Origin of the sequence: Erysipelatoclostridium sp. MSK.7.34, from assembly GCF_019041935.1 — a bacterium.
GTDB classification, from domain to species: domain Bacteria; phylum Bacillota_I; class Bacilli_A; order Erysipelotrichales; family Coprobacillaceae; genus Thomasclavelia; species Thomasclavelia ramosa.
The window spans coordinates 16,321-33,334 of the sequence record NZ_JAHPYJ010000005.1; the positions used below are offsets into that span (position 1 = coordinate 16,321).

The 17,014-nt window shown below is 31.2% G+C and carries 21 protein-coding genes; 9 read left to right on the forward strand and 12 right to left on the reverse strand.

The window, feature by feature from the left end:
* Positions 1-60 precede the first annotated feature (60 nt).
* From KTF99_RS04940 to KTF99_RS04980, 9 genes are all read right to left on the reverse strand, one after another.
* Positions 61-1,806 carry a 1-deoxy-D-xylulose-5-phosphate synthase gene (locus KTF99_RS04940; protein ID WP_008791884.1) on the reverse strand — a complete coding sequence of 582 codons (1,746 nt, stop codon included), beginning with the start codon at positions 1,804-1,806 and terminating at the stop codon, positions 61-63.
* 300 nt (positions 1,807-2,106) lie between these two features.
* Positions 2,107-2,898, reverse strand: coding sequence for an RnfABCDGE type electron transport complex subunit B (locus tag KTF99_RS04945; RefSeq protein ID WP_022007644.1), 792 nt, complete (start codon positions 2,896-2,898; stop codon positions 2,107-2,109).
* Positions 2,899-2,913: 15 nt separating this feature from the next.
* Positions 2,914-3,486: an electron transport complex protein RnfA gene (locus KTF99_RS04950; RefSeq protein WP_003538070.1), complete on the reverse strand. Its 573-nt coding sequence runs from the start codon at positions 3,484-3,486 to the stop codon at positions 2,914-2,916.
* The gene (gene rsxE / locus KTF99_RS04955; protein ID WP_003538071.1) at positions 3,487-4,218 is read right to left on the reverse strand and encodes an electron transport complex subunit RsxE; all 732 of its coding nucleotides are present in this window, start codon (positions 4,216-4,218) and stop codon (positions 3,487-3,489) included.
* The gene (locus KTF99_RS04960; RefSeq protein WP_008791883.1) at positions 4,211-4,843 is read right to left on the reverse strand and encodes an RnfABCDGE type electron transport complex subunit G; all 633 of its coding nucleotides are present in this window, start codon (positions 4,841-4,843) and stop codon (positions 4,211-4,213) included. The genes rsxE and KTF99_RS04960 overlap by 8 nt, the downstream gene beginning before the upstream one ends.
* Positions 4,843-5,769, reverse strand: coding sequence for an RnfABCDGE type electron transport complex subunit D (locus KTF99_RS04965; protein WP_008791882.1), 927 nt, complete (start codon positions 5,767-5,769; stop codon positions 4,843-4,845). The genes KTF99_RS04960 and KTF99_RS04965 overlap by 1 nt, the downstream gene beginning before the upstream one ends.
* Positions 5,769-7,097 (reverse strand): electron transport complex subunit RsxC, encoded by a 1,329-nt coding sequence (rsxC, locus tag KTF99_RS04970; RefSeq protein ID WP_009009052.1) that lies wholly within the window; start codon positions 7,095-7,097, stop codon positions 5,769-5,771. Before rsxC ends, KTF99_RS04965 begins: the two co-directional genes overlap by 1 nt.
* 127 nt (positions 7,098-7,224) lie before the next feature.
* Complete coding sequence (gene rbr, locus KTF99_RS04975) at positions 7,225-7,809, reverse strand: rubrerythrin (RefSeq protein ID WP_003538076.1); 585 nt, start codon at positions 7,807-7,809, stop codon at positions 7,225-7,227.
* Between the two features lie 136 nt (positions 7,810-7,945).
* Positions 7,946-8,338, reverse strand: a complete 393-nt coding sequence (locus tag KTF99_RS04980; RefSeq protein WP_008791879.1) for a DUF3783 domain-containing protein — start codon at positions 8,336-8,338, stop codon at positions 7,946-7,948.
* 99 nt (positions 8,339-8,437) lie between these two features.
* Here KTF99_RS04980 and KTF99_RS04985 point away from each other — a divergent pair, with 99 nt between their 5' ends.
* From KTF99_RS04985 to KTF99_RS05000, 4 genes are all read left to right on the forward strand, one after another.
* On the forward strand, positions 8,438-9,337 hold the full coding sequence (locus KTF99_RS04985; protein ID WP_003538078.1) for a magnesium transporter CorA family protein: 900 nt from the start codon (positions 8,438-8,440) through the stop codon (positions 9,335-9,337).
* 206 nt (positions 9,338-9,543) lie between these two features.
* Entirely contained in the window at positions 9,544-10,149 is a 606-nt protein-coding gene (gene rpsD / locus KTF99_RS04990) for a 30S ribosomal protein S4 (protein ID WP_008791878.1), read from the forward strand.
* Between the two features lie 286 nt (positions 10,150-10,435).
* Positions 10,436-10,864 (forward strand): DUF6978 family protein, encoded by a 429-nt coding sequence (locus tag KTF99_RS04995; protein ID WP_029479810.1) that lies wholly within the window; start codon positions 10,436-10,438, stop codon positions 10,862-10,864.
* Positions 10,865-10,884: 20 nt separating this feature from the next.
* Complete coding sequence (locus KTF99_RS05000; protein ID WP_029479812.1) at positions 10,885-11,628, forward strand: DUF1829 domain-containing protein; 744 nt, start codon at positions 10,885-10,887, stop codon at positions 11,626-11,628.
* 58 nt (positions 11,629-11,686) lie between these two features.
* Here the strand turns inward: KTF99_RS05000 and KTF99_RS05005 are convergent, their stop codons facing one another.
* From KTF99_RS05005 to KTF99_RS05015, 3 genes are all read right to left on the reverse strand, one after another.
* On the reverse strand, positions 11,687-12,784 hold the full coding sequence (locus tag KTF99_RS05005; RefSeq protein WP_217215472.1) for a site-specific integrase: 1,098 nt from the start codon (positions 12,782-12,784) through the stop codon (positions 11,687-11,689).
* 113 nt (positions 12,785-12,897) lie between these two features.
* Complete coding sequence (locus KTF99_RS05010) at positions 12,898-13,635, reverse strand: hypothetical protein (RefSeq protein WP_029479816.1); 738 nt, start codon at positions 13,633-13,635, stop codon at positions 12,898-12,900.
* A 25-nt stretch (positions 13,636-13,660) separates the two neighbouring features.
* Positions 13,661-14,365 (reverse strand): XRE family transcriptional regulator, encoded by a 705-nt coding sequence (locus tag KTF99_RS05015; protein WP_029479817.1) that lies wholly within the window; start codon positions 14,363-14,365, stop codon positions 13,661-13,663.
* A 166-nt stretch (positions 14,366-14,531) separates the two neighbouring features.
* Between KTF99_RS05015 and KTF99_RS05020 the strand changes: the two genes are divergently transcribed.
* The 5 genes from KTF99_RS05020 (at position 14,532) to KTF99_RS05040 (ending at position 16,842) form a co-directional block, all read left to right on the forward strand.
* On the forward strand, positions 14,532-14,768 hold the full coding sequence (locus KTF99_RS05020) for a helix-turn-helix domain-containing protein (RefSeq protein ID WP_029479819.1): 237 nt from the start codon (positions 14,532-14,534) through the stop codon (positions 14,766-14,768).
* A gap of 15 nt (positions 14,769-14,783) precedes the next feature.
* The gene (locus tag KTF99_RS05025) at positions 14,784-15,371 is read left to right on the forward strand and encodes a hypothetical protein (RefSeq protein WP_029479821.1); all 588 of its coding nucleotides are present in this window, start codon (positions 14,784-14,786) and stop codon (positions 15,369-15,371) included.
* A 139-nt stretch (positions 15,372-15,510) separates the two neighbouring features.
* Positions 15,511-16,179, forward strand: coding sequence for a BRO family protein (locus KTF99_RS05030; protein ID WP_336244687.1), 669 nt, complete (start codon positions 15,511-15,513; stop codon positions 16,177-16,179).
* Between the two features lie 162 nt (positions 16,180-16,341).
* Positions 16,342-16,593: a helix-turn-helix domain-containing protein gene (locus KTF99_RS05035; protein ID WP_029479825.1), complete on the forward strand. Its 252-nt coding sequence runs from the start codon at positions 16,342-16,344 to the stop codon at positions 16,591-16,593.
* Between the two features lie 48 nt (positions 16,594-16,641).
* A complete protein-coding gene (locus KTF99_RS05040; protein ID WP_008791866.1) occupies positions 16,642-16,842 on the forward strand; it encodes a hypothetical protein in 201 nt (66 codons plus the stop codon).
* Positions 16,843-17,014: the final 172 nt, after the last annotated feature.

Below are 17,014 nucleotides of genomic sequence, written 5' to 3' on the forward strand. Positions count from 1 at the left end.
ACATTATTAATTTTATTGTATACTAATGAGAATTATATATAAAACAATAATATATAGTTTTTAGCTATTTTTCATATAAGTCACTAATTGATCAACGGATATACCATGTTGAGCTAATAATTCATCAGCATTAAAATCAGTATGAAAGGCCTTGGAGATACCATAATTCTTGACTTTCATCTCTGTCATACCGTAGAAACTGCTTATTCTGTGCCCATATCCACCTTCTAATTCACCATCTTCTAAAGTAATAATAAGACGATGATTATTAGTCAAGTCATTTAGTAATTCTTCATCTAAACCTGTTAGAAATTTTGGATTTATTACAGTGATATTTTTACCGGTATCCTCTTTGTATTTTTGAGCTGTTTTTAAGGCTAATGGAAGCAGATTACTTACTCCGATAATAGCAATATCATTACCTTGTTGAACGATTTGAGATTTATTATGGATAGAGTAATCAGTTGTGTCTTCTTGACCACTTTCAATCATTTGTACTGGGACTCTGATTGCAATTGGATGATCTTTTTGGGTAGTTGCATATTTAAACATTTGTAAATACTCTTCTTTAGTTGTCGGCGCTAAATAGATTAAATTTGGAATATGTGCAAACATTGCAATATCACATAAAGCTATATGAGTATTTGAATTCATCCCATAGACTCCAGCGGATAGAACAAGAATTGTTGCTGGATTATTGTTCAGGCATAAATCGTGAGATAGCTGATCATATGTACGTTGTAAAAAAGGAGCAAAAGTTCCAAAGACAGGTATTCCGCCATTTTTAGCAATCCCGCTAATCATTGCCATAGCATTTTCTTCAGCAATGCCAACATCAATAAATTGTCCACGTTCGACATATTCTTTTCTTACAGGTTCGATGAATCCTAGCCCCATCGGTGTACCGGCATTTACAACAATAGCCTTTTTATTTGCATTTAATAAGTTAGTCAAGCTATTGAATAGGGTTTGATCATCTTCATCAACAAATTTATATGTTCCATCAGCAACATTAAATGGACCACCAGCATGCCAAGCTTCCTTGTTTACCTCTGCATATGGTAATCCTTTTCCCTTGATTGTATGGATATGCAATACGATAGGGTGATCGATATTTTTAACACTTTCAAATAATTCAATTAATTTTTCGATATCATGCCCATCATCTAAGTATTTATAATCAAGACCAAATGATGTAAATATATTGTTATTACTTGTTCCGTTAGTGTCTCGTAATTCTTTAAGCGTTTGATAAATACCGCCATGATTTTCGGCAATACTTTGATCATTGTCATTAACGATAATGATCAAGTTTTTATTATATTCGCCTGCATAATCGATAGCTTCTAGTGCTTCTCCACCTGATAAAGAACCATCGCCAATAATAGCGATAATATTTTCGGCTTTTTTATTCAAATCTCTTCCAATTGCTAACCCAAGAGCAAGTGATACAGATGTAGAAGTGTGACCAATTGTAAACATGTCATGTTCACTTTCAAGTGGGTTGGTATATCCTGTTACGTCATGGAAATGTTCTTCATCTAGAAATGCCTCTTTTCTGCCAGTCAATATTTTGTGTGGATAAGACTGATGGGAAACATCAAAAACGAATTTATCATTTGGTGAATCAAAAACATAATGTAAAGCTACTGTCATTTCTACCATCCCTAAATTGGGACCACTATGTCCGCCGGCTTTACTAATCTTATTAATCAATGCTGCTCTAACTTCGTTAGCAAGTTCTTTTAATTCTTTTCTATTCAATTTTTTAAGATCGTTTGTATCGTCTATTTTTTCTAAAAACATATTTACCTCCCATATAACTAGATACTATAAAAAATACTTTTTATAGGTGATAATATCATACATCTTGAAGTTTACTTCAAGTCAAGAGAAAAATTAAAGTAGTTTATGAGATGATAATTAGAATTACTGTACTGAACATATTTATTAATAGAGGAAAATAAGTATAATAAAAGAATGAAGTATAGAGTAGATTAATTAGTAATTTTATGATAAGTGAAAAGTGATAAGTAAAAAAGGTGATTTTTTGATACAATGAAGTTCACTACACAAAGTCACCTTTTTCATTTGATTAATATAATTTTAAGCAGTTATAATGCATTTTCGAGGACATTTTTCTTTGCAAAGTCCACAATTTGTACATTTAGTATAATCAATCCGTGCTAAAGAGTTTTCAATAATAATTGCATTATTAGGACAATTACGAGCACATATACCACAGCCAATACAACTAACAGCGCAATTTTTACGAGCTCGGAGAGCTGGTTCATTTGAATTACATTTTACTACTGCCTGTTTTTGATATGGAATCAAAGTAATTACATTATTTGGACAGACTCTAAGACATTTACCACATGCTTGGCACAAGTCTGGATTGATAACGGCAACCCCATCAATAATTGAAATGGCATTATATTCACATTCTCTGATACAACTGCCGTATCCCATGCAGCCGTGACTACATTGTTTATCTCCACCACCAGGGACGATGGCTGCGTTATTACAGTCTTTGATACCGTGATATAAGTACTGAATCGTTGCATTTTCGCAAGTACCACCGCAACGAACAAATGCTGTCATTCGCATTGTTTCTTCACTTTCTACTCCCATGATCATTGCAATGGCGTCAGCTACACTTTTTCCTCCAACAGGACATTGATTGATCTTTGCTTCACCAGCAACAATTGCTTTGGCTAGCCCGTCACATCCGGGATAGCCACACCCCCCACAATTATTTCCAGGAAGTTCTTCACGAATTTGAATTTCTTTTTCATTAACAGTAATGGCAAATTTTTCACTAGCAATTGTCAGAAGAATACCAATAAGTAAACCGATTGCACCTACAATAATGGCCGCAATTATAATTTCATTCATCTTATATTCTCCTCCTTATATTAGACCTGAAAAGCCAATGAATGCAATTGCCATCAGTCCTGCTGTGATTAGTACAATGGGGGAACCTTGGAATGAAACAGGAATATCATTATCAGCGATTTTTTCACGTATCCCAGCCATAATAACGATGGCAATCGTAAATCCAACAGCTGTTCCAAAACTACAAACAAGACTTGTCAAAATATCATAATTATTTTGAACATTTGTGATAGCAACTCCTAAAACGGCACAGTTAGTTGTGATAAGAGGAAGATATACTCCCAAAGAACTATATAAGCCAGAGCTATATTTTTTTAAGAACATTTCAACTAGCTGCACCAAAGCAGCAATAACTAAGATGAAGGTAACAGTGTTTAAATATTCTAAATGGAAGAGTACTAGTATTTTGTAAACTAAACTTGTTGCAATTGAAGCAATAGACATTACAAAGATGACAGCACCACCCATTCCTGCTGCTGTTTCAATTTTTTTTGATACTCCTAAAAAAGGACATAGACCTAAGAATTGACTTAAGACAACATTATTTACTAAAGCGACACTAATTAATAATAAAATCATTCCCGTCATTTATTTTTCCTCCTTTAAATCACAAAGTGCCTTTTCATCACTGCTACGACAATGAAGACAATCATGATTACAATTACCATCTTTGTTTTTATTAGTTGCACTTGGCAGTTTTAAACGGTTTTGAATAGCCGTTAGACCAGCTAAAACAAAGAAAGCGCCAGGTGCCATTACAAAGATAGTTACAGGTTCAAGATGAGCAAAAAAGCTATAAATATTAGTGCCAACTAAATCTTTAAAAAGTGGCGCAAACTCAATTCCAAAAAAAGTACCACTGCCCAACATTTCTCTAATTAAACCAATACAAGTCAGTGCAAGCGTAAAACCTAGCCCCATACCAACACCATCAAATAACGATAAAACGCAACTATGTTTTGAAGCGTAAGCTTCAGCTCGTCCTAAAATGATACAATTAACCACAATTAGAGGAATGTAGATCCCTAATGTATCATATAATGAAGGCAAATATGCTTGTAATAGTAATTGGACAATTGTTACCATTGAAGCGACAATTACGATATAAGAAGGAATTCGCATTCTTTCAGGGATTATTTTTCGTAAGAACGAAATCATAAAATTTGATGCGGCAAGGACAATCATCGTTGTTAAGCCCATTCCTAATCCATTGACAGAAGAAGTTGTTACTGCAAGAGTAGGACACATTCCTAACATTAAAATCAAAGTTGGATTTTCTTTTATGATTCCATTATAAAGACGTTCAACATATTTATTCATGATTAGCCTCCTTGATTTCCTGGTTGATTGCTAAGGCTCCGTTAATGGCATTGTTAAAAGCTGATGAAGTAATTGTAGCCCCGCTTAGAGCATCAATTTCATCTTCATTTTGCTTACCAGTTTTGGTGATTTTAAAATCAGTTACTGATTTATGATAATATTGATTTTTAAAATTATCATTTTTAGCATTCATTCCTAATCCAACCGTCTCATCAATTGAGAGGACTTCAATTCCCGTAATTTCATCATTAGTATCAATTCCAACAACTAATGTGATATCACCGCCATAACCATCTTCAGTAGTGACTTTGACAACATGTCCTATTAATTCTTTTTTATCATTTGTAACGACTAAAACGTCGTCTATCACAATGCCATTTTCACCAAAGTTATATTTTTTGTCTTTTATAACATTAGGAAAATTTTTAACAAGTTGATTTATTTGTTTATTATTATCAAAATTTTGACCTTCTTTAAAAACACTTCGATAAGAATCTTGTATGATTTTTTCATTTTGTCTAGCAATTGGGTCTTTGGTAATAGAATTAACCATAGCTAGAGATAAACTAGCAGCAACTGTAATTACAACAAAAACGAGAATATCTTTTAGAAGATTTTTTTTCATTATGCTTTACCTCCACTACCTTTTATTTTAGGCACTGTTACTTTTTCAATCAAAGGGACAAGTAAATTAGTAATGATAATAGCAAATGACATTCCCTCAGGAGTATTACCATAGAGCCTAAAAACAGCAGCTAATATTCCAATAACCAGTCCATAAATAATTTTACCGGTTGGAGTAATCGGACTTGTCACATAGTCAGTAGCCATGAAAAATGCCCCAATCATTAAACCGCCACCACAAATTTGTTGTAATAAAAATAGACTGTTAAAGTTATTATTGATCAAAATGATTAAAGAAAATGAAAATAGGATACACAACGGTATTTTAGGACTAATTACTTTTCGATAAATTAGGTAGACAGCGCCTAAAAGCAGAGCAATTACTGATGTTTCACCAATCGTACCACTAGTATTTCCTATAAACATTTTGAGAAGATTGACATTTTGTCCATTTTGTATCATTGCCAGCGGAGTAGCACTAGTACTTGCGTCGATGCTAACAAAGCTGTTCATTTTTCCGGCAAATGAAATTAATAAAAAACATCGAGCTGCTAAAGCAGGATTCATAAAGTTCTGACCAAGTCCACCAAAAAGTTGCTTAACAATTATAACTGCGAATATACTTCCCAAAGCAACCATCCACAATGGCAATGAGCTTGATAGGCATAACGCTAATAATAAGCCTGTGATGGCTGCAGAGCCGTCTTTAATCGTGATTGGCAGCTTCATCAATCGTTGATACAAATATTCACTTAGAACAGCTGTAATAATAGCAGTTGTAATAACAAGAAACGCATTAAATCCAAATTGATAAATTCCAAAAAAAGTTGCTGGTAATAAAGAAATGATTACGTCATACATAATATTTTTAGTTGTAATTGAACTACGAATATGGGGAGCAGTAGACACATTAAATAAATTATCCATTATTTTGCTCCTTTCTTGCGATCGTCATTAATTGCTTTTTTTATTTTTTTAAATGATTGTGTCATGTTTCGCTTTGCAGGACATGTGAAGGTACAGCAGCCGCACTCCATACAATCGTTGCCGTGAACCTTTAAAAAGTTTTCTTTATCGCCTGTTCTGGCATAACGGTATAGTAATTGTGGAATAAGACCGATAGGGCAAACATCGACGCATCGGCCGCAGTGAATGCACGCAGTTGGAGCGGTTTTAGATACTTCATCTTCACTTAGGCAAACTAAAGCAGAAGAAGTTTTAGAAACTGGTACATCTAAATTAAATAAAGCAGTACCCATCATGGGACCACCAGAAATGATTTTTTGAGGATGTACTTTAAAACCTCCACAAGCGTCAACAAGGGTCTGATATTTAGTTCCTAGGCGAACCTTAAAATTTTGTGGTTGAAAGATTGCATCACCAGTTACCGTTACAATCTTTTCAATTAGTGGAATATTTAAGGCAACGGCCTCATAGATAGCAATAATAGATGCAACATTGCTGACAATACAGCCAACATCAGCTGGCAACATCCCATTTACAATTGTTTGATTAGTTAATACTTTAATCAATACGCGTTCACTTCCTTGAGGGTATTTTGTTGGTAAGGCTGCTATTTCAATTTTATCTTCATCTACAACGACTTTTTTTAAATGAGCTAATGCTTCTGGCTTATTATCTTCAATAGCAATAATTGCTTTGGCATTTTTAAATAACTGTAATTGAATTTTGATGCCAGCGATTAATTTATCTGTTTCTTCTAGCATTAAACGATAGTCAGAAGTTAAATAGGGCTCACATTCTGCACCGTTGATAATTACATATTTAATTGAGTCATCATCTTTAGGGGTATTTTTTATTGCGCTGGGGAAGCCGGCGCCACCTAAACCAACAATTCCTGCGTGAGCGATAAGTTCACGAATTTGCATACTGCTATAATTATGATAATCATTTGTTGTGTTGTATTCTGGAATACTTTGATATTGGTGATCGTTAGTAATAACGATACAATCAACAAAAAAACCAGTAGGGGCAAGTCGTAAATCAATTGTTTTAACGGTTCCAGAGACAGAACTAGCAACATTGGCAGAAATCATACCGTTTCCATTAGCAATAATTTGGCCAACTAAAACATGATCACCTTTAGCAACGATAGCTTTAGCTGGAGCACCAATATGCTGTGATAATGGATAAATCAGTTCATCTCCAGGATTTAATAGTTTGATTGGATGATTGGCGGAAAGACTTTTATTATCATGGGGATGGATTCCGCCTTTAAAACTTAGTATTCTCATTTGAATTAAACTCCTTTTTTGGACTATATTTTAATTATAGACTTTTTATAATTAATATTAAATAGTTTAGACAAGTTAAAAAATTAACTTAAAAAGCAATCCTTTCAAGAGGATTGCTTTTACTAGTTTATAAATGAAATTGAGATTCATCAAGACGTAGACTATAACCTTGTGGGTGTTTACAAACTGGGCAGATCGTTAGTGCATCAGTACCTTCATAAATAAAACCACAGTTCATACACATCCATTTTACAGTAGACTGGTCATTAAATAATTTACCACTGGTTAATAAATTATGATATTTTTTAAAACGTTCATGGTGATAGTGTTCAATCTCACAAATCATGTAAAAAGTTGTTGCAATTTCAACATAACCTTCTTCTTTAGCTTCATCACCAAATTGCTTGTAGATAGATGTTGCTTCATCGTATTCGTGTTGTGCTGCTTGTTCTAATAACGAACTTAAATCCTGATCTAGATCAACAGGATAATTAGCCTCCATTGAAACATTAGCATCTTTAAAAACATCTTTAAGATAATTGTAAAAAACTATCGCATGCTCTTTCTCTTGATTTGCAGTAAAATAAAGCATATCTTGTAAAATAGCCATTCCATTCTTACCTGCGACTTTAGCAGCCATTTCATAACGCATTCGAGCTTGACATTCACCAGCAAAAGCTCTTAATAAATTTGTTTTGGTTTTTGTTTCCATATATAAGTTACCTCCACTTTTATTTTTAACAAAATAAAAGAAGATTAAACTTAATCTTCTAAGAATCAAATAATCTCTTTAATAATAATTAAAATATTATAACGCTGATATAGATACTGCTAACAAGACAAATAATCTAGTTGATCATATCTTTATTCATTCCAGTTAATTCCATATATTCAGTTTTAACATTTTTCAACAATTGCATAAATGTCCAATTTACATTTGTTTGAGTTACAATTGCCTTTAACGGAATGAAAGGAATGTTTGCTTCTTTAAAAATTTGTAATAGCAAATCAACTTGTTTATCTTCAAAACCAGCCATAACCATCATGTCATCTTGTGGAATCTCTGTTAATGCTTCAGTTCCACGTTCAAAATTATCAGCACCTAAAATATACCCAATCGGGCTCATTAAATCACTTGATTTAACAATGATTACTTCAACATTCAGTTTTTCAAGAATTGAAATAATTGCTTTACCAGCATCAGTTTTATCAATATTGTATAATAATACAGTTTCTTGCATATGTATTGCCTCGCTTTCGTTTAATAGGTTATCATATTTATGGTTAACGTTCAACTAAGTTGACTTAATGTGCTATAATTTATTCGGGTAGGTGAGATAATGCGGTATTATTTAGAAAAAGAAATTACAAATAGTTATAAAGAAGGAAGCTTAGTTATTGATATTCTTAGTAAAGAAGATTTCATAAACCAGTATCAAAAGGAAAATCATGCAAACCATGTGATTAGGCATATTGGGGATATTATGTACTGTAAAGTAGAATTATTTTACGATGTGATTTGCGGAGCGTTTGTTATACCTGACAAAAAGGATTTAAAAATAAAACATTGTTTTAGTTTTTATTTAACAGAACAAAAAATGATTTTTATTGATGATAACGATTATGTGATGAAACTTATTGAAAAAATGAAAGATACATATACTAATAATCGTCTAAGTTTGAACAAATTTTTTCATGATTTGATTTTCTTAATAACTGTTGATGATGGAATGTATTTACAAGAATATGCTGATCGTTTACAGGTCATCGAAGACAAAATAGCTTTTAATTTCAATAGTCAAATAAATAATGAGATAATCTTGCTGCGTAAAGAACTATTAATTTTAAATTCCTATTATAATCAGTTGGGGGATATGATCGATATTTTAAGTGATAATGAATCAGATTTCTTAAATGATTATGAATGTCATTTATTCAGCATGCAGGCACGTAGGATTGATCGTTTGGATAACCAGTTAAATGCTTTAAAAGATTATTCTTTGCAAATAAAGGAAATGTATCAAAATAAAATTGATACCCACCAAAATAAAATTATGACTGTTTTAACAGTTGCAACAACTATTTTCTTCCCGTTATCGATTATCACAGGATGGTATGGAATGAATTTTAAAAATATGCCAGAGTTAAATAATCCTTATGGTTATATTATTGTTATTGGAGCAAGTATTTTAGTTGTAATTATTGAAATGTTAATTTTGAAAAAGAAAAAATTCTTTTAGAAAAAAATGTTGACGTAGTCAATAAAAAAAGGTATAGTAAATAAGCAACAAATGATAGCAGCACATAGAGTTTTGAAAAGAGCGTTTATAACTTAAGTTTGTAGAGTAGCTAGCTGCAAAGTGAAATACTTAATATAAACACAATTCAAATAATCTATGCAATGTTATTGTTTTATGCAAATAAAACAATAAATGGAGGAAGACAAATGTCACGTTACACAGGACCTCAATGGAAATTATCTCGTCGTTTAGGATTCTCTACTTTAGAAAATGGTAAAGAATTAAATAAGAGAGCTTATGCTCCAGGTCAACATGGTCAAAAAAGAAAAAAACAAACAGAATATGGTTTACAATTAGCTGAAAAGCAAAAAGTAAGACATATGTATGGAGTAAATGAAAAACAATTCCATAACACATTCAAACAAGCAGGTAAAATGGAAGGTATCCATGGTTATAATTTCTTCTGCTTATTAGAAAGAAGATTAGATAATGTTGTTTACAGATTAGGATTTGCACCTACAAGAAGAGCTGCAAGACAATTAGTAAACCACGGTCATTTCTTAGTAAATGGAATTAAGACTGATATTCCATCATTCCGCGTTAAAGTTGGAGATGTTATTGAAGTTAAAGAAAAATCTAAAAATTTAGCAATCATTAAAGCTAGCTTAGAAGCTAGAGTACATACTCCTGCTTTTGTAGAAGTTGATGATACTAAATTAACTGGAAAACTTGCTCGTTTACCAGAAAGATCTGAATTAAATCAAGAAATCAATGAGTCATTAATCGTTGAATACTATAACCGTATGGGTTAGTAAATTAAAGAAATTTAGGTATATCATAACTATATTGCAGCTATGTTATACCTTTTTTCTTTATTTCCTAAAAAATCGTCAATTATGTAGTAGGTATAGCACAGCTATGTATTTGCTTAACTGCTAAATTCCTGCTAAAAATTTAAATATTGATTTATAAAAAATCTAAAATTTAAAGTGAAAAATAATGAATTTTATGTTATTTTTGTGATGATAAGTTAATTTATTTTTTTATTTGATATTGTATTGTAGTTATATTATTATTAAATAAAGGATGGTGTAATTTATGAGTGAAGTTGATGCAGAAAATTTAATTGCTGTTTTGAAAGAGTTTATAGATAACAAGATATATTATCCAGATATTGGTGAGACTAAAGAATATGAAGTAAAAAGTCTGACTAGTCATGATTTATTTATAATTAATATATATAGAAAATCAAAAAATAGAGATAAATATAGTATTCAGATAAGATTAAAAGGGTCAAATATAAAATTATTAAGATTAGATATTGGTAGTACACTTTCACATAAGAATAGTAATGGTAAAATTATTCATGGTTCACATCTGCATATTTTTAAAGAAAATATAGAATTATCTGATGCTATGGAGTGTAAAAGCAATGGTTCGTTTATAGATGATTGTATTTTCTTTATGAAAAAAGTAAATGTCATAAATTATCCTAAAACACATCAGGAATGTTTTGTTTTTAATTAATCGAAAGGAGGAATAGTAATATGGATGAACTTATAAATGATTATTATGATTTTTTGAAATCTCAAACTAATACAATTAAATTAAATGAATATTATGAAATTACTGTTCCGTTTTATGACTTTATTGGTGATGCAATACAGATATATGCAAAATTTGAAAATAATAATATTTATATGGATGATGATGGAAATACCATTGGAAATTTAAAAATGAATGGTGTTGGTATGAGTCCGAATAGAATAAAACAAATTGAAAGAACATGTTTGACTTTTGGTGCTCAATTTGATGGCGATAAGATATCAATTAGAACAACCAAAGATAAGTTTTCAAATAGATTGAATTCTCTTATTCAATGTATTTTGAGAGTTGATGATATGAATTTTACAACTAGTAGTAAGGTTAAGTCATATTTTCTAGATGATGTTGTAAAATATTTTAATAAAAATGATATATACTACACGGAAAATCCTAGTTTCATTGGAAAGAGTGGATATACTTCTAATTTTGATTTTTTATTTCAGCGTTCAAAAAATAAGCCTGAAAGATTGTGTAAGCTAATTAACAATGCATCAAAATCAACTATTAAGATGGCTTTGTTTGAATGGGATGATACTAGACCAATGAGAAAAAATGATACAAAATTTATAGTATTGATTAATGATTCAAATAATGTCGATGATAGTATATATGATGCTACGGCAAATTATGGAGTTCAGGTTGTTAACTGGTCTAAAATAGATGATAGCATTAATTTATTCAGATAGAATTTTTAAACATATCTAGGAAAACTAAAAAAGACATTCTGCATTAGGAATGTCTTTTTTATGAATACACATTATTAACAACATTGTTTAGATTTTCGTTCTCCAAGGATGTATAAACATCCAGTGTGGTCTGATAACTTTCATGTCTTAATAGCCTTTGCGCAATTTTTACATCTACTTTATTTTCCCACAATCTTGTAGCAAAAGTATGCCTGAACATATGGCTGCTTATATGAACCCCTGTACGTTTGCTATATCGTTCTAAAAAGGTTTTTACAGTCTGCGGATCTAATAAGTTCATATAGTTGTCGGGAGCAACTAAATTGCTTTCATTTTCAGCAAACCATGCTTTTAAAATTGGAACAAGCAGTGAAGGCAATGGAACAATCGCACAGGATGCGGGAGTCTTTGTCTCTTTAATCTCAAGTACTTTTGTTTCGTTGTTTTTAAATATATTTTTGGTAATCATTACTCTTTCATTTTCAAAATCTACATCATTTTTTTCAAGCGCTAGAGCTTCACTTAGTCTTAATCCCATATAATATCCAAGCATAAACACGATTTTATATGAGCGGTATCTGATAGACCTGTTTTTATCAACAACGCTTAGAAGCTCTTTAAATTCATTTTCAGCAACTGTTTTTTTCTTAAACAAATCATTTTTGGCTTTGCCGGTTATTTTTAACCGCGCATATGGCAGACGGTCTATATAATTACAATTATAGGCAAATTTAAACACTCCGCTAAATACCTTCACTATATTTTCAACTGTACTTTTGGAAAGCTCCTTTCCTTTTTCAGCAACAAAATTCTGAATTATGGTGTAATCAAGAAGTGTAATATCAGCATCCTCAAACTGTGGTCGTATATGTTTATTATAATATGAACTGCGAATCTGTTTTGTAGTCACTGAAGTGTGGGGATCAATTTCTATATATTCCTCCCAGACATCGCCAAACGTTTTTTTTATATTTATCAACGATCCATCAACTATTTTAGAATATATAAGTCTTTCATGATTTTGTGCATCTGTTTTTTTAACAAAGCCACTCTTTGAATAATGCTGAGGTCTTCCATATTTATCTTTATAATCGAAATAAACTCTATATGTAACTCCTTTTTTTGCTTTTTTTGATTTTACTTCTCTAATTGACATTTAAAACAACTCCTTTATTTGATATAATAGGAGCATAGTTATAACAGTGTGCAATTGGAATAATTCGTTATAACTATACTACTGTTAGACCACCTCGTAAAAGGTGGTCTTTTTTATTCGTTAATTTCAATGACTGGATCGGTGATTAAAGTTTTACCATTCTTTTCTGTAACATTTACAGCAATTTTCCAAAATCCCCCTGTTTCCATATTGTTATAAACAGTTATATTATCGGATTTATTTGTATAATAAATAATATCTTCATATAAATCTTTATACGATAATTTTATTTGAAGATTAATTAATTTATTATAATTCTCAAAGTCTATGGGACTTACATCAATATTTACTCTTATATTTTTAGTTTCATTAATATTTAAAATGTCTAAATTAGTTATTTGATATTGTAAAAGTTTTAATGGATATTTATCTATATTATTTTCTTTAAAAAAATAGGGTTGTAAGTTGAAGTCTATATATTTTGCTTCACCTCGTCCTATGTTTGTTATTTCGTAGTATACTGTAAGTATGTTATTATTGATAATGGCATCTTTATAATGATTTTTTATTTGAATAATAGGCTTGTATTCAATCCGTTTGTCTTCTTTTCGCTGATTATCTTGTTCTTTAATAGTCCACCAAACACCACCTAGGGTTAAAGCGCCGCCTAATACAGATCCGTAATAACCAATCCAAGCATCATAATTATTCTCATTGATAAAATGAAGGGACCATTTATTTGTTGCAATTGCATTAAATAAGGGTGCACCGATAAAAAGTAATAGTAATGTAAATATAATTATCCATAAAATAGATTTTTTTTCTTTTAATGATTTTTGAATCTTTTTCATATCTAAATATAATTAATTCTGGAGTTTATAATTTCCCTATAACTTTTCCGATACAATCTATGCGCATTGATTCGTTAAAATGGATCGGTGCGTATTTTTTATTATGAGATATCAAACATTTGTTACCAAGTTCTTTTATATATGCCTCACCATTAACCATAAATGCTCCAATTTCGCCAATTTTAATATCACGCTGTTTTTTTATCATTACTTTATCACCGTCACGGTAAGTCGGTTCCATTGAATCACCACTAACGCTTATAACGAAGTCTATATCTTTAAAATCAATTGGAACTTCTATCTGTTCTGTTGGTACATCATCAAAAGCATATAAACCAGTACCTGCGCTTAGACCACACTGATAAGCAGGTTTTAATACTGTTTCATATAGTGGAGCAGGCTCTTTAACACACCGATCATATATATCATTTAATACAAACTCAACTGTATTTTTTCCAGTTTCATCAATTAAACGATATTTTTTTATGATTTGTTGTTCAATAAAAGATGTCACAAATGAATTACTGTTGTCATTTTCGTCATACCATAAATAATTAGCATCAACTTCTAAAATTTCCATTAACTTTTTTATAGTCAGCATATTTGGTTCGCTATTCCCTTTTTCATAACCAGTAAATGTTGATTTAGCAACTCCTATAGCTGTAGCTAATTGTTCTTGAGTATATCCTTTTGCCAATCGTGCTGCTTTTAATTGTTCTTTAAATGCCATGTTTTCACCCCGTCTCTTTACAAATAAAATTATAAAGTCGAAATATTAGAACGTCAATAAAAAAAGTTTGATAATTTCGTATTTTAATATTGACTAGGTTGTAAAACTCGACTATACTGATGATATAGGTTGAGTAAACCGAACTTATTTAAAAGGAGGTTGAGTAATGAGAACAAATAATATAATAAATTATAACAGTCCAGTAGCGCAAAACATTGTAAAAATTCTAAATGAAAAAGGACTAAAACAGAAAAAAATAGCTCAATTAGCTGGATTCAGTGAACAAAGTTTTTGTGATGCTATTAATGGCAGAAGAATTCTTAAAATTGCAGAAGTTAAAATAATTGCCTCTGCCTTAGATGTATCAATCGATGATTTATTCAAAACGGATTCAAAAGAATGAAAAGGAGGACATTAGATGATTAAAAAACAAAAGGATTTAATTGATCAGGATGAATTCACCATCATTTATAGTAAATCGGGTTGGTATGGTTTTTCAATAACAGTAAAGAAAGATGAAATTATTGAAACCAATCATAAAGACAACTTCAAAATTATTAGATATTGTGATGACAAATTTCCTAACACTTATGATGAGTGTGTTGAACGAAAAGTGAATCAGGAAAAGAGAAAAGCAAAAAAGATTATTGAATTTAAACTTCATGATGATAGATGGTTTATTGATTCAGAAGATATTTTAGAATATGAGGTCATTAGTGTTAAGACAGCAAAGGAAATATTTAAAGAAAAGGGTAACTATAAACTTATAGAAACAGAAGCTGAATTTGATGATTACATGAAATCTAATCTTTCATGCAATGAGTGGTGTCAAATAAAACTGGCTAAAACAATGCTTAGCCTAAATCTTGGAAATGGGTTTATAAACGGTTTTGATGATTTGATTGGAGCAAATTTAAGCAGATACAGACTAATGATTGCACTGGCTAAAGAATGCGATAATCGTGATTTACTGATGTATATGCTGATAAAGAAATTAGGTAATTGATATGATCTGGATAATCTTATTTTTACTGCTCTGTGTATTTATTGAATTTATATGTATATATGTTTTAACACATAAAAAATAGTCTAAGGAGGATTTTATGAATCAATTACAAATATTTAAAAATGAAGAATTTGGAGAAGTGAGAAGTCTATTAATAAATAATGAACCATGTTTTGTTGGAAAGGATGTTGCTTTGATTCTAGGTTATAGCAATCCGCAAAAGGCCATCAGAGATCATATTGATGAAGATGATAAAAGGACTGAACGAATCGTTCACCCCCAAGGTGGCACACAAGATACTGTAATTATTAATGAATCAGGGTTATACAGTTTAATACTATCCAGTAAATTGCCAACTGCAAAAAAATTTAAAAGGTGGGTAACAAATGAGGTTTTACCATCAATTAGAAAATATGGTGTCTATCAAGTTTCTGACGATCCAATGATTGCTCTTAAGCTGATGTTTGAAGCTACCGAGCAAACAAATGACAGAGTTAAGGTTATCGATAGTCGCGTAACTAATCTAGAAAACACAACTACTGTAGACAGTAGAAAGCAGTACACACTAAGAAAAATAGCGAGTGCAACAGCAGTTAGAGTCTTGGGAGGTAAAGACAGTCAAGCGTATTTAGAGCTCCATCATAAAGTGTTCTGTCAGTTATGGAGAGATTACAAGGATTATTTCAAGATTCCAAGTTACCGCGATACCCTAAAGATAGACTTCGAAAAGGCAAAAGAATACCTGCAGGGATGGAGACCGGATCATAATCTACAAATTGAAATTTCAAGCGTGAATGAGGGGGCATAGTATGGATTGTATATTAGTTAGTATAACAATAAGTGTGACCATTTCTTATTTGATAACACATTTGTTATTGGTAAGGCATTTATTGGATATTGAAGATAAATTTCGCAAAACGTGTGATTTTACAATTAATGAGATTAATAAATTAAAAAAAGGGTGATATAAATGAGACCTACAGCAATGCTTACATTCGAGCAGGTTAAGACAGATTTAGGAATTTCTACTAAACAGCTAAACATTTTTATTGATTTAGGCTTGCTTAATCCGATTTTTTTAGGAAAAGGTTGGAAATTTAGCCAAGAAGAAATTCTAGATTTTCAAAGGGAATATCGTGGCGAACGCATGAGTAATTATGTTGAAACAGTAACAGCACATGAAAAACACATGAAAAAAGCTGCTATGTCCAGTAGCAGCTAATCAATGAAACCACGTTAATTATAGACTATAAAAAGGAGTGTGTCAAAGGTGAATAAAGAAATTATTGAACGTTTAAATGAAATAAAACACGTTGTTGATTCTAACACTTTAGAGGAGCTTATCGAAGCGTATCCGGATGCTGCGGGATTTTCTCTTTGTAAAGAATCTACATATCCTTCAATTGTAGGCATAAGCTCATATCTTGTCGATAATCTAATAAAGGATATCGAGAATGGAAAAATACATTAACAGGCTTAATGCCAGAGGCTTTTATACAATCGTTTTAATTATTATTTTGGTAGGTTTTATAGCTGCGGGAGCTTCAGGTATCATTCTCGATTTTATCGTCGGGATAATAAAAAATATATAGGTTTTTAACAGTGTTTTTAGGGTACTGTTTTTATTTGCACCATTTTTAGGT